The organism is Flavobacterium alvei (assembly GCF_002920895.1).
Classification (GTDB): Bacteria; Bacteroidota; Bacteroidia; order Flavobacteriales; family Flavobacteriaceae; genus Flavobacterium; species Flavobacterium alvei.
Genome location: NZ_PQVG01000005.1, coordinates 26,459 through 40,902, shown reverse-complemented (window position 1 = coordinate 40,902; position 14,444 = coordinate 26,459). Strand labels below are relative to the sequence as shown.

Sequence of the window (14,444 nt, the reverse complement as noted above, 5' to 3'; positions counted from 1 at the left end):
TTTATGAAAAAAATGTTACTCAAAAAAAATGGAAACGCACATTTTTTTAATTTTTTCCTTTATAAAATGGCGTTTTTATTTTTGTTTTTTATTCTTTTTTATACAAAAGGGGAAGCACAAAATAAAAGGAATAAAGTTGAGCTTAGCTCATCATCACTTACTACTTTATCTGCAATAAAGAAAGAAACTGTTGTTGCTGTAATAGGCGGCACAGGTCCTTCGGATGATTTTGACGGTGATGGGGTTATTAATTCGGTCGATTTAGATGATGATAATGATGGAATCCTAGATACTGATGAGACTAAAAGTGATATTCCGGTTGTATCAGGATTTGATCCTATATATCCAGTAGGGTCAACTTCAACTACAGATTTGCCACTTGGAGGAAGAGCCATCGCTTATAATGCCGTTAGTTCTGGGGGGGTGTCCTATCATTGTATAATGGAAATAACGGGAAAAGGAGGTTTGCCACCAGGAATTGTTAACATACAAAACAACGGTCCTTTAACAATAACTGGAGGGGTTCCTAATAAAGATCCTTATGTTACCTATTCTGTTAAATTTGTACCAGCAGCTGGCTTTGTTTTAGCCAATTATCAAAATACAACTCCAATCATAGGAGCTACTCTTACTAAAGTTACAGTGGTATCGGCTGATGTTGATGGTAGTAGTAATTATAAAGAAGTAACTGGTTATTTGCCGTCACCTAATATCACTAAACCTGTTGAAATCGGAACTAGTTTATCTCCTGGTGGTTTTACACAAGGTGGTGGCCCAGCAGCAGCCAGTGGTTATGTTTATTATAGAAATAATGATGGTGTTAATCCTGCAAATAATGCTGAGCTTCCACCCTATAGAATGACTATATTTTATGATACATTTACTCAAGCAGATTTAGTTTGGGGATTTACTGGAAGCTCTTCAAGCATTCGAAGTGCTGGAAGCCCTACAATGAAATTTGCTACTATTGATATTACTGATGCTAATGGAAATGGATTTTCGAATCAATTTGATTTAGATTCTGATGGAGATGGCTGTTCTGATTCCAATGAAGCTTATGGCAACAGTACATTAGCTGATACAAATAAACAATATGGAATGAATGCTTATCCTGTAGGCACTGTGGCTCCTATAACTCCTGTAGATACTTTTAATGTAACATCAGATGGTAAGGTGGTAGCGGCAAGTTATGTTATTGTAAATTATGCTCCAGTAGTGACAATTACAGCAGTAAGTGCTCCAGTCGATGTTACAAACGTACTTATAGGTGGAACCGCCACTTTTTCAGCAACCCCCAATGGAGCTTCTGCATCAGCAACACTTAAATGGCAACAAAAATTAAATGGCTCTTCTACTTGGACAGATATTGTTTCTGGTACTGTTGGAGGTGTAACTTATGCCATTAGTAGTTTTGATAATTCTTTAACCATAACTGGTATTACCGCAGCATTAGGCAATTCTGAATATCATGCTGTTCTGAGTGATTCGGGTGCTACAGGTTATTTTGTATGTGGAAATAAAACTTCAGCTTCGGCCAAATTAAAGTTAGCCAATATTTCACCAGTGGCAAATAATGATGTACTGACAGTAAATGAAGATACCTCAGGAACCGTTAATGTAGTAACCAATGATACTGATGCAGACGGAACACTCGATGCAACTACTGTCGATTTAGATCCTGCAACCGCATTAATTCAAAATACATTCACAGTAGCTGGACAAGGAACTTATACTGTAAATAATTTGGGAGTAGTCACTTTCGTTCCGGTACTTAATTTCAATGGTTCTAGTTCGATTTCCTATACGGTAAATGATAATTTAGGTCTTGTTTCCAATGTTGCGACTTTAGCAGTCACAATTACATCTGTTAATGATGCCCCCGTAGCCAAAAATGATGTTGCCACCACAAATGAAGATATCTCAGCAACCATTAACGTAGTTACGAATGTACCCGGAATGGATACAGATATTGACGGAACGGTTGACGCAACCAAGGTAGATTTAGATCCAGCTACAACAGGAATCCAAACTACATTTACTGTAACAGGACAAGGAACTTACACCGTTAATAATGCAGGATTAGTAACATTTGTTCCAGTATTAAATTACAATGGAATTGCCTCTCCAATCAACTATACCGTATATGACAATTTAGGATTGGTATCAAACATATCCACTTTGACCATAACAGTTGTTGCGGTTAATGATGCACCAGTGGCCAAAAACGATGTGGTAACTACCAATGAAGATACCTCCATAACAATCAATGTGGTGACCAATGCGTTAGGACTTGATACAGACGTTGACGGCACAGTTGATGCCGCCACGGTAGATTTAGATCTTGCCACGGCGGGAATTCAAAAAACATTTACTATAACAGGACAAGGAACTTATACCATAGATAATACTGGATTAGTAACTTTTGTTCCTGTATTGAACTACAACGGTTCCAGCACAATTAACTACACGGTAAATGATAATTTAGGTCTTGTTTCCAATGTTACGACTTTAACAGTCACAATTACACCTGTAAATGATGCACCCGTAGCCAAAAATGATGTTGCAACTACAAATGAAGATATCTCAGCAACCATTAACGTAGTTACGAATGTACCGGGAATGGATACAGATATTGACGGAACGGTTGACGCAACCAAGGTAGATTTAGACCCAGCTACAACAGGAATCCAAACTACATTTACTGTAACAGGACAAGGAACTTACACCTTTAATAATGCAGGATTGGTAACATTTGTTCCGGTATTAAATTACAATGGAATTGCCTCTCCAATCAACTATACAGTATATGACAATTTGGGATTGGTATCTAACATTGCCACTTTGACCATAACTGTTGTATCAGTTAATGATGCGCCAGTGGCAAATAATGATACAGCCAATACAGAAAAGGATACTAACGTAATTGTATCAGTAGCCAGTAATGATACTGATATTGACGGTACAATCAATTCAGCTACGATAGATTTAGATCTAGCTACAACCGGAATCCAAACTACATTAACAGTCGCTGGACAAGGGACTTATACAGCAAACGCAAACGGAACTGTTACATTCGATCCTTTGGTATCTTTTGCAGGAACGACAACCCCAATAAATTATATAATTCAAGACAATCAAGCTGGTGTGTCAAATTCAGCAACAATAACGATAATTGTAATTTCAGATTCTGATGGAGATGGTGTATTGGACAAGATAGAAATTGCTGACGGAACAAATCCAAATGACTATTGTGATTCCAAACAAGAGAACGCCACGCTAGAACATTCTGCCGCATTCTTGGCTGCCGATTGCGATGGAGACGGAATTTCAAATAAGGACGAATATGGAACAAATTATGGACATCCTTTTGACAGTAATGGAAATGGAACGCCGGATTATCTCGAAGCAAATAATCATAACTTGTCAAATTCAGATGATGATTTAGAGATTTTCAACGGAGTTTCGCCTACAAGTGATGATCCAAAAAACAATGTGTTTACTATTAGAAATATCGAAAAATATCCAAACAATAGTTTACATATCTTCAACAGATTTGGTGGATTAGTGTATGAAGCAGAAGGTTATGGGGTTGGTAACAAGTTTTTCAAAGGAGTGTCCGAAGGAAGATCTACCATTTCTCCATCTGCAGAATTACCTGAAGGCACTTACTTCTATGCGCTTAAATACGTCAATTCAGCAGGTGTAACAAAAGAGCGTTCAGGTTATTTGTATATCAATCGATAAAACTAATTTAGGGGAGTTTTTTTGTTCCCCATTTTAAAAAAAACATATGAAAACAAAATTTATAGGATTACTTTTGGTGTTACTATCAAGTCTTGGATATGCCCAGCAAGACGCTCAGTACACACAATACATGTACAATACAACTGTTGTAAATCCCGCTTATGCAGGCACGAGAGAAACGTTGAATGTTTTTGCTTTATACCGTACACAGTGGGTAGGCCTCGATGGAGCACCACAAACAGCTAATTTTTCGGTTACTTCACCAATTGCAAAGAATCTTGGTTTGGGTGTTTCGGTTGTAAGCGATAAAATAGGGCCATCAGAGGAGAATAACTTAGCAGTTGATTTCTCATATATTATTAATGTTTCCGAAAACTATAAGTTGTCTTTTGGAGTAAAAGGAAGTGCTAATTTGTTGAATGTTGATTTTACGAAATTAAACATCTACAACCCAGGCGACCCTAGATATCAAAATAACATCGACAACAAATTTTCACCTAATCTGGGAGTTGGTCTTTATTTATATTCAGACAAAGCCTATTTAGGTTTCTCAGCTCCTTATATTTTAGAGAGCAATCATTATGACAAAAGTGCCAACAACACCGCTACTACTTTTATGGCTACCGAAAGAATCCATTACTATGCAATTGCAGGTTATGTGTTTGATTTGTCACCAAGTCTTCAGTTCAAGCCTTCGGTTTTGACCAAATTAGTACAAGGAGCACCACTACAAGTTGATTTATCAGGCAACTTTTTGATTAACCAAAAATTCACCCTCGGTTTAGCCTACAGGTGGGATGCAGCCTTTAGTGCTTTGGTTGGGTTTCAAGCCAGCGATTCTTGGTTTATCGGATATTCTTATGATATGGATTCTACCAAACTGAACAACTACAATTCAGGCTCTCACGAATTTTTCTTGCGCTATGAATTATTCACTAAGAAAAACAGAATATTATCCCCAAGATTCTTCTAATAGTTCTCATTATGAAAATAAAAACACTCCTTTACAGTACACTTTTGATAGTTGGATTTTTGCAACAAGGATATTCTCAAAAATCGCAAGTAGCAGCAGCCAATAAAAAATACGATAATAATGCTTACGTTGACGCCATAGCAACCTATGAGCGTATTGCCGCTAAAGGCTACAAAGACGAAAAAATGTTTCAAAAATTAGGCAACGCCTATTATTTTAATGCCGAATTGCCTAAGGCTGCCCAATGGTATGGCGAACTTTTTGCAATGAACAAAGAACAAGATCCAGAATATTGCTACAGATACGCACAATGTTTGAAATCTATTGGGAACTACGATAAAGCCAATGAAATGATGGATCAATTCAATAAAAAATCAGGCAACGACAAAAGAGCTAAGCTATATGCTGATAATAAAAATTACCTAGAAGAAATAAAAGCCAATTCAGGACATTTTACCGTTTCCGATGCTGGAATTAATTCCGAATATTCCGATTATGGAAGTACCCTTTTAGGAAATAAATTAATTTTTGCCTCCTCTCGAGTGGCAGAAAATAATTCCAGTAAGGTCTTTGAACAAACCAATCAATCTTTTACTGATATCTATGCCTCGGAAATTCTTCCAAATGGCAAATTAGATGCTCCAAAACAGTTTGGAGGTAAAGAGATCAATTCCAAGTTTCACGAATCGACTCCAGTATTTTCCAAAGACGGTAAAACCGTATATTTCACAAGAAACAACTTTTTGGATGGTAAAAAAGGAAAAGATGATGAAAAAATCACCCGACTCAAATTATATAAAGCCACGTTAACAGGTGATTCTTGGGGCAACGTAATAGAATTGCCATTCAATAATAACAACTACAGTATAGCTCATCCAGCCTTGAGTCCTGATGGAAAAACTTTGTATTTTGCCTCAGATATGTCGGGAACATTAGGTCAATCGGATTTATACAAAGTAGCTATTCAAGGCGATAGTTTTGGAAAACCAGTCAATCTAGGAAGCGCAGTGAATACCGAAGGTAGAGAATCTTTTCCTTTTGTATCACCTGATAACAAATTATATTTTGCCACCGACGGCCGACCTGGACTTGGAGGATTTGATATTTTTGTTGCTCCTATTGAACAAGACGGAACTATTTCAAAAGCACAAAATGTTGGAGCGCCCATCAATAGCTCTCAAGATGATTTTGCAATGATTATAGATCAAGAAGGAAAAGGTTTTTTTAGTTCCAATCGAGCAGGAGGTAAGGGATTTGATGATATTTATAAATTATCGGAAATCATCTGCAAACAACAAATAGAGGGGCTTATTACCGATATGGAAAGCAAAATTGTTTTGCCTAATGCCAAAGTGAGTTTGTTCAATGAGAAATTTGAATTGCAGAAAGAATCCATATCATATGCGAATGGACATTATTCATTTGAAGCAGTTTGCGGAAAATCCTATTATGTAAGAGTTCAAGCAGAAGATTATGTGACCAAAGAAAACAAAGTAATTGTTAGTACAACTGATGGTACGACCAGTTTTCCGGTGGCTTTGGAGAAAGCAGGATGTAAAGTAGTTGTTGGAGGTGATTTGGCTAAATGTTTTGGAATCAAAGTGATTTATTTTGCATTGAACAAATCCGAAATTACCAAAGAAGCAGCATTCGAATTGGAGAAAATATTGGATGTAATGAAACAAAACCCAACTATGAAAATTGATGTTCGTTCGTATACTGATAGTCGTCAAACTGCTAAATACAATGAAGTCTTGTCTGAAAAAAGAGCGAAAGCCACTATGGAATGGTTAGTGAAAAATGGCGTTGATGCTAGCATACTAACAGGAAAAGGGTATGGTGAATCCCAATTAGTAAACCAATGTGCCGATGGTGTGAAATGTTCCGAAGAAGAACATCAAGCCAACAGACGAAGTGAGTTTATTGTTGTTTCGATGGAATAAAACGTTATTTAAGCCTATAAAAACAAATCGGTTTTAGAGGCATTATAAATAGAAAAACCCAAGATAGAAATGAAACTATCTTGGGTTTTTAAGTTATTAAATAAATTTATTTCGTTTAACTTTCCACCGTTTTTACTTTATGTCCCACTAATCCAAAAAATAGAATGACCAAGAAACAAACCAATGGAATAATATATCCCGCTTGAATATCATCGTGTTTCATATCGATTAAAGTTCCCATTCCATAAGGTAAAATGGCTCCGCCTACGATGGACATCACCAACCAAGAAGAACCCGTTTCGGTATTCGATTTTAAGCCTACTAATCCCAAAGAGAATATTGTTGGAAACATTATAGACATAAAGAATCCAATACCACCAAGAGCATAAATAATGTAAATGCCACTTCCGTAAATGGCTACTAAACATAATAATACGCTAATAACACAATAAACAGAAAGCAAAATATAATCTTTAATGAATTTTAAAAAGAGAGTACCACTAAAACGACCGGCCATAAATAAGAAGCCATAAGCCGTTAAATAAAATGCAGCCGTTTTTTCATCTAAACCAGCTTCTTTTTGAGCAATTCGAATGAAAAAACTAGTCACACAAACTTGGGCGCCTACATAAAAAAACTGTGCGACAACCGCCCAACTCAAATGCGAAAATTTTAAAACAGAGAAAAAACCTGGTTTAACTTCATTTTCGGTTTCTTTTGAAACCATTGAAGGCAAGTGCATAAAATAAAATACAATGGCTACCAAAACCAAAATACTTCCTAAAATGATATAAGGTAATTTTACTGCCGATGCTTCTTCAAGAAAATAAGCTGCCTTGGTAGCGTCGGGCATAGCAGCCATTTGTTCTGGGGTGTAGTTAATTCCAGATAGTATAAATACACCTCCCAAATAAGGTGCAATAGTTACCGCCAAACCGTTAAACGATGCGGCCAAATTCAACCTATTAGAGGAAGATTTTGCCGGGCCTAAAATAGCTGCATACGGATTGGCACTGGTTTCAAGAATAGTTAATCCGCAACCAATTACAAATAAAGCAAATAAGAAAAGCTCGAAGTTTGTGCTATTTGCAGCAGGGACAAAAAGAAATGCTCCTGAAGCAAAAACTAATAAACCTGTAATAATACTGTTTTTATAGCCTATTTTTTTAATAATCATTCCAGCCGGAATTGCCATTATAAAATAGGCAAAAAAGATAGACGTATCAATCAATGTCGATTGTCTGTTGTTGAGTTGGCAGGCTTTTTTTAAATGCGGAATTAAAATACCATCGAGACCGTGAGCCATTCCCCAGAGGAAAAACAAACTGGTTATTAAAATAAAAGGCAAAAGATATTTTTTTCCGTTTCCTACCCCTTCTTCTGTTGGCACTTCGTGTTGATCGCCCATTTGGTTCGTTACTTGCATAATTATAATTTTGGTTTTAAGGTTATTTCTTTTTTACTAATAATAGATGGTCGCACACCATAACCACTTCACCTCTTTGGTTGATGATTTCGACATGTTCTGTCACGGTGCCCATTTCGGGTCTTTTGGCTTCTCCTTTTTCAGAAATTGTAATTTCGGAATGGATGGTGTCACCAATATGAACCGGTTTCACAAAGCGCATTCGGTCGTAGCCTTTCGAAAAAGCTTCCGGATTGATTTCCGATGCGGTCAAGCCAATGCCAATGCTGAAAACCATCGTTCCGTGGGCAATTCGTTGGCCGAAAGGCTGTGTCTTGCACCATTCTTCATCCATATGATGCGGAAAAAAATCGCCCGTGTGTCCGGCGTGCACCACAAAATCAGTTTCGGTTATGGTTCTTCCTAAAGTTACTCGCTTTTCATTGAGTTGGTAATCTTCGAAAAAGGTGGATTTGAAATACATATTTTTATTTTGTTTTGTTCACCATATAAGGCATATAAGGTCATTTAAGTTTTTGCTTTTGTTGTGGCTTATATGAACTTATATGCCTTATATGGTTTAAATTATTTTATAATTCATCTATTGAAACGCCTCCATTTTTATTGCTGATGTAACAAGCTTCAACCACTTTCATTGTGTCGAGAACGTCTTGCACGCTGGCCAATAATTTGTCGTCGGAACCTTCCTTGAAGCGCATCAAATTGGACATTGTACCAATAAAGGCTTCCGGGAACCAAGAACCTTCCAATTCGATTTTCTTCCATTCGAATGCACCGTCATCATTCGGCAATGCAATTTCAAATTCGTCTGGCATTCCATCGGGATAATTCATCAACAAGCCCATTTTGGCTTTAATCGCTCCCTTGGTTCCTTCCCATTTGATGTAGCTTTCTTCGTGTTTTGGTCCAAAATGATGATCGTGATTCGTGTTGATGACCACACGCATCGCTTCGTCATAATTCAAAATAATCGAAGAACGACAAGAGGATAATTTTTTCAAAGGATGATGGCTAGTTTTGGCATAAACGCCTTTTGGATTTCCCAAAAACGAACGAATGCAATCAATGTAATGCACGCTGTGAAAAAGGATTTCCAATCTCGGATGTTCCTTGATGAGCGGGAACAATTCCCAAGGTGTGTTCACGGTAACTTTAACTTCCAAATCATACAAATCGCCAATAATTCCTTGATTGATGATGTGTCGTGCAGCACTGACAAAAGAGGTAAAACGCAACTGGAAATTGATGGCTGCGACTAGTTTTTTTCTTTCGCAAACCGCCACGATTTCTCGGGCTTGCGCCAAATCGTTGCCCATCGGTTTTTGGATGAGAACCGCGGCTCCGTCAGGCAATTGCTCCAAGATTTCGATGTATTGATCGGGTAAAACCGTAATGTCGTAAACGGCATTCGATGGTGCATTTTTTACGGCCTCGGCCACGTTTTCAAAAACATTTGGAATACCAAATTGTTTTGCCATATCCTGTGCTTTCGAAAGCGTTCTGTTGGTAATGCCAAAAACGGTAAAACCAGCCATTTCATAAGCAGGCAAATGCGCATCTTTCACGATTCCGCTGGCACCAATGATGATGATGGGTTGCTGGGTTTCGGGCAATAAAGGTTTATAGGGAATGTTCATTTTAAACAATGTTTTGAATGGTGATTTGTGTTGCTGAAACTAGTTTTTCGGATGGAATGTCGGTTTCCAATGCTTTCAAGATCATTTTGTCTATCAATTCGGCGACTTTTGGCCAAATCGGTGTTTGCGGCAAGGTCAAGGCCGTTTCGTGCAAGAGTTCCAACTTGTGGTAATACGGAATCGTTTTGTTGATTTCCGCATCGTTCCAAGTGGATTTTCGACAGCCAATTCCGCCTTCGGTTGTCAATAATTTGTCGCTTTCGGGCGTGGTGGCAAATTGAATAAAGTCGTAAGCCAGTTTTTGATGCTTGCTTCCAGTTCCAATGGTATAAAGCCAATACACGTTCAAAGAAGCTGTTTCGTGCTTTTCGTCGTGCGGCAATTCCGCAATGTCGACTTTGCCTTTCACTTTCGATTCTTCGATGACTTCACACATCGAGGCAAAACCAAACCAATTGATGGACATCGCCACTTCTCCTTTGGCGAAAGCCATTCCTGCCTCAACCGAACCAAAATCTATCGATTGGGGATGAACGGCCTTCTTGTTGTTGGAAATTTTTCTGTAATAATCCAATGCCGCAACAGCTTCCGGGCGGTTGATGTCGATTTGATTTCGGGAATTCAACAAAGAGCCTCCCTTGGTCCAAAACAACAAACAAAAGATGAAAACCATATTGTGTCCATCAGGATAATTGGCAAAAACACAGCCGTACAAATTTTCTGCTGGACGATTGAAAAACTCGGCTATTTGGGTGAATTCCGTCCAGGTTTTTGGGGGATGCAATTCATAGCCAAACTGCTTCTTGAAATTTTGTTTTTCGATTGGGTTTTCAAATAAATCTTTTCTGTAAATCAAACATTCCGGCCCGTCGTGAAAAGGCAAACCATAGGTTCCGCCATTGATTTGTTGTAAATGCAACAACGATTGATGCCAACCTTCGGGATAATTTTGTGGTGCATTTTCGGCAATTAATGGGTTTAAATCGAGAACCGCTTGTTCATTCGCAGCGTCAAAAATCCAGTCCGTGTTGAGGTGGGCAATATCCCAATCGCCATTTTTCAATCCATTTTTAGCAATGGTTTCTTCGTACAAGTCGTTCAATTCCAAAGGAATCATTTCGGCTTTCACGTCGATATTCTTTTCTAGGCAAAACAAGTCCCACAGCTTTTGCAAGGTGCTTTCAAAAGGGTCGAATTTTCGGATGGCGATTCTTATTTTGTCCATTAGCAATCAATAAATTCATTAATAATTCGTTCGTTGTCTTGCCCTAATTTTGGAGAGCCTTTAGTTGAAGTAAAATATTCGCCGTCAATTTTAATCGGACATCGGGTCGTTTGATAGGAATAGCCGTCCAGCATTTGAACTTCCTGAGTGAACTCCAAAACTTTGAAACCCTCTTCGGCAAAAAGCTCTTGGTAGTTCAATACTTTGGCACACCAAATGTCGGCGGGTTCCAAAATGTTCAACCAAAATTCGGTATTCTGTGTAAGCAAATGCGTGGCCAATATATTCTTGATTTCGTCTCTTAATCCAAATTTATTCTCGGGAAATTGCAACAGTGCATCGCATTTTAAAAGTTCAGCCAAAATGGGAATCGACCCCATTGCCAAAGCCAAAAATCCATTTTGGGTTTTGTAAATTCCATAAGGCGCACCCAAATAGGCGTGGGCATTGTTGCTTTTGGTTCGAACGGGCAATTCGCCACCGTCGTTAAAATAAGTCGTAATGGTTTCGAACTGAAAATCAAAAGCTGATTCCAACATACTTACTTGCACCAATGCTCCGATGTTGTGCGTTGCTTTTCTGTACAAAGCCGCCAAAATTCCTTGTGCCAAATGCGCTCCAGCCAACATATCCACAATTGACAAACCCATAGGAACTGGACCGTCATCTTGATTGCCGCTCAACCAAGTCAAGGCAGTCAGCGATTGCAACAATAAATCTTGTCCCGGCAAATCTTTTAAATCAGGATGGTTTCCGTAACCCGAAATTTCGGCATAAACCACATTTGGATTGATTTTTTTGACTTCATCATAACTCAAACCCACGCGTTCCATCACTCCGGGTCTGAAGTTGTGCATCACCACGTCTGCTTTTGCCAATAGGTTTTTTAATTTTTCGAGTCCATCGGGCTGTTTGAAATCGATGGCAAAGGATTCCTTGTTTCGGTTGATGGTATGAAAAATGGACGATTCGCCATTCATTATCAAATCCGAAGTATATAAAGTTCGGCAAATGTCTCCAGTGCCGGGTTTCTCAATTTTGATGACACGAGCACCCAAATCCGCCAATCGCAAACTGGCCGATGGCCCGGAAAGGAACTGGCTAAAATCTACTATTAAATAATCTTCCAATGGTTTCATTTTAGTTATTTAAAAATTGTTCGTGTATCTGTAAATTATCTTCGCCCACTTTTGGAGCGGCTTTCGAACTGGCTAAAATTGCTCCGTCCAATTGAATCGGGCTTCTGGTGGTCACCAATGTTTCTCCCGCCGAATTTTTCACGGTTTGTTTCAATTGCAAATCCTTCACGAAAGCTTGACTGTCTAAATCATTGTAATTTAATACTTTTCCACACCAAACGCCTTTGCTTTGTAATATGCTTAACCAATAATCAGATTTGTGTGTGATTAATTTGGCAGTCAATAATTCTCTTATTTCGTCCCTCGAAGCGAACCATTGGTGCTTGTCTGCGTATTTTTCTAAATTAATTCCCAATAGGTTTCCAATGAAAAGCAAGTCGCCCATTGCCAAGGAAATGTAGCCGTCCTGGGTTTGGTAAACGCCATACGGAGCACTCAAAAAAGCGTGCGCACTTCCTTTGACATCGCCTCTTTCGGGCAATTGTCCGCCGTCATTCAAAAAGGAGGTAATCGATTCGAATTGAATATCCAAAACCGATTCAAGTAAACTTACTTCTACTTGAACACCTTTTCCAGTTTTGGCTCTTTTCAACAATGCGGTCAAAATTCCTTGTACGAAATGATTGCCACACATCAAGTCGGCCACGGCCAAGCCGAAAGGAACGGGTTCTTGGCTTTTTCGTCCGCTCAACCAACTTAATCCTGATAGTGATTGCAACAGTAAATCTTGTCCCGGTTTTTTTGCCCACGGGCCTTTTTCGCCATAACCCGTAATGGTTCCGTAAATGATTTTTGGGTTGATGGTCAAGGCATCTTCAAAAGTCAACCCAATTTTGTCCATCACGCCTGGACGGAAATTATGGGTCATAATATCTGCTTTGGCAATCAGTTTTTTTACCAAAATTAAATCTTCAGGATTTTTTAAATCGGCGGCAAAAGATTCTTTGTTTCTGTTGATGGTGTGAAACAGCAAACTGCTTTCGTCCACAAAAAGGTCTTTGATGCTGAGTTGTCGGCAAGCTTCGCCTTTTATGGGGCGTTCAATTTTGATGACTCTGGCACCTAAATCGGCCAATTTTAATCCCGCAGAAGGTCCTGCCAAAAATTGACAAAATTCTAAAACGATAAGTCCTTCTAATGGTTTCATTTCGCTTGCAAGTTTAAAGACTTCACGTAAAGCTCATTCATTGCTGACAAAACCGATTCTTCGTTACCGCCTTTCATCAAATAATCGCGAACGACATCACCGGCGTGGTCTTGGAAGTACATATGCCCGGAATATCTCGGACGCAAGAAAGCTCTTTCCAAAGCCGGCAAGGTATTTTTGAAATAATCGTGTGTTACACCATTGATTCGGTCGCTTTTCCAAGCTTGTAAATGTCCCGGTTGTCCGCCGTTGTCGGCGAAAATATTTTGTTGCACTTGGGGCGAACCCGTGAATTCGGCATATTTGATAGCTTCGGGAATGTGTTGGCTAAAAGAAGAAACCGCCAATCCGGTTCCGCCCAAAGAGCTAATCATTGGTTGGGCGTTCAATTTTACCAAGTCGTAAAAATGGAGCAAGTTTTTGCTGTAGCCTGTTCGGGAATAATTGGAATAACCATAAGCAAAAGGGCAGTAGGCGATTTCATCGGTGTTGACCATCGCTTCGTAAACCTGAATAGGGTTTCTGTTGAAATTGGCTGGGTCGATTAATTGCGCCAATTCCCTAAATTGTTGCAAGGCTTTTGTTCCTGTTTCGACCGAAATTACTTTTTCTTGAGATTGAAACGGTGCTTCGCCCAAACTACAGCAATACATATAAAAACTCATCAATACATCTACCGGGATTCCCGCGAAAGCGACCAATCCTTTATTGGCCAAAGCCAATAAATCATCATAGGTTTCAGGGACTTTTAATCCTTGTTCTTTCAAAATATCCAATCGAGCCGATGCCACGGGAGTAGCTGCGTCTATTGGCAATGCCCATAGTTTGTCGCTAAAAACATAACTTCCATAAGAACGCCCAACGGTATTTATTTCTTGGTCTTTGATGTATTCGGGAGAAAGATAATCGGATAAAGGAAGGATGGCATTGGTGTGTGCGCCAAAACCCGTCCAAGGATGGTCGATAACCAAGAGGTCGAATCGTTTGGCTAAATCTTCGATGGAAGCATCGGCAAATTCCTGTAAACTTCTTTTCTCCCAGCTGATCTCGATGCCGGGATTCAGCTCCGTAAAACGTTGGGAAGTGGCTACCATTGGCAATAAACCTCTGGTGTGATTCCACGTAATCCCTTTGAGTTTTTTCATTTTTTTTCTAATTATATTTTGAGTATCCATATCGCAATAAAGCAGAGATGGTAATGACAAATTTA

Annotated in this window: 10 protein-coding genes; 3 read left to right on the top strand and 7 right to left on the bottom strand. The window is 38.9% G+C overall.

The window, feature by feature from the left end; genetic code table 11:
- The first annotated feature begins 66 nt into the window (after nt 1–66).
- From C3L50_RS09700 to C3L50_RS09690, 3 genes are read left to right on the top strand one after another with little or no spacing between them, the layout of a single operon-like run.
- Entirely contained in the window at nt 67–3,744 is a 3,678-nt protein-coding gene (locus tag C3L50_RS09700) for a tandem-95 repeat protein (protein WP_165783997.1), read from the top strand.
- Between the two features lie 46 nt (nt 3,745–3,790).
- Nucleotides 3,791–4,717: a PorP/SprF family type IX secretion system membrane protein gene (locus C3L50_RS09695; protein WP_103805986.1), complete on the top strand. Its 927-nt coding sequence runs from the start codon at nt 3,791–3,793 to the stop codon at nt 4,715–4,717.
- 11 nt (nt 4,718–4,728) lie between these two features.
- On the top strand, nt 4,729–6,660 hold the full coding sequence (locus C3L50_RS09690; protein WP_103805985.1) for an OmpA family protein: 1,932 nt from the start codon (nt 4,729–4,731) through the stop codon (nt 6,658–6,660).
- A 115-nt stretch (nt 6,661–6,775) separates the two neighbouring features.
- On the opposite strand, the gene fucP is transcribed toward C3L50_RS09690, so the two are convergent.
- The 7 genes from fucP to C3L50_RS09655 form a co-directional block, all read right to left on the bottom strand.
- Nucleotides 6,776–8,086, bottom strand: a complete 1,311-nt coding sequence (gene fucP / locus C3L50_RS09685) for an L-fucose:H+ symporter permease (RefSeq protein ID WP_103805984.1) — start codon at nt 8,084–8,086, stop codon at nt 6,776–6,778.
- 22 nt (nt 8,087–8,108) lie between these two features.
- Nucleotides 8,109–8,549, bottom strand: coding sequence for a MaoC/PaaZ C-terminal domain-containing protein (locus C3L50_RS09680; RefSeq protein WP_073367223.1), 441 nt, complete (start codon nt 8,547–8,549; stop codon nt 8,109–8,111).
- Between the two features lie 106 nt (nt 8,550–8,655).
- The gene (locus C3L50_RS09675; RefSeq protein WP_103805983.1) at nt 8,656–9,723 is read right to left on the bottom strand and encodes a Gfo/Idh/MocA family protein; all 1,068 of its coding nucleotides are present in this window, start codon (nt 9,721–9,723) and stop codon (nt 8,656–8,658) included.
- Between the two features lies 1 nt (nt 9,724).
- Complete coding sequence (locus C3L50_RS09670; RefSeq protein ID WP_103805982.1) at nt 9,725–10,948, bottom strand: ABC transporter substrate-binding protein; 1,224 nt, start codon at nt 10,946–10,948, stop codon at nt 9,725–9,727.
- Entirely contained in the window at nt 10,948–12,087 is a 1,140-nt protein-coding gene (locus C3L50_RS09665) for a CaiB/BaiF CoA transferase family protein (RefSeq protein WP_103805981.1), read from the bottom strand. The genes C3L50_RS09670 and C3L50_RS09665 overlap by 1 nt, the downstream gene beginning before the upstream one ends.
- Nucleotide 12,088: 1 nt before the next feature.
- Nucleotides 12,089–13,234, bottom strand: a complete 1,146-nt coding sequence (locus C3L50_RS09660) for a CaiB/BaiF CoA transferase family protein (protein WP_103805980.1) — start codon at nt 13,232–13,234, stop codon at nt 12,089–12,091.
- On the bottom strand, nt 13,231–14,379 hold the full coding sequence (locus C3L50_RS09655; RefSeq protein ID WP_103806198.1) for an ABC transporter substrate-binding protein: 1,149 nt from the start codon (nt 14,377–14,379) through the stop codon (nt 13,231–13,233). The genes C3L50_RS09660 and C3L50_RS09655 overlap by 4 nt, the downstream gene beginning before the upstream one ends.
- Nucleotides 14,380–14,444 lie beyond the last annotated feature (65 nt).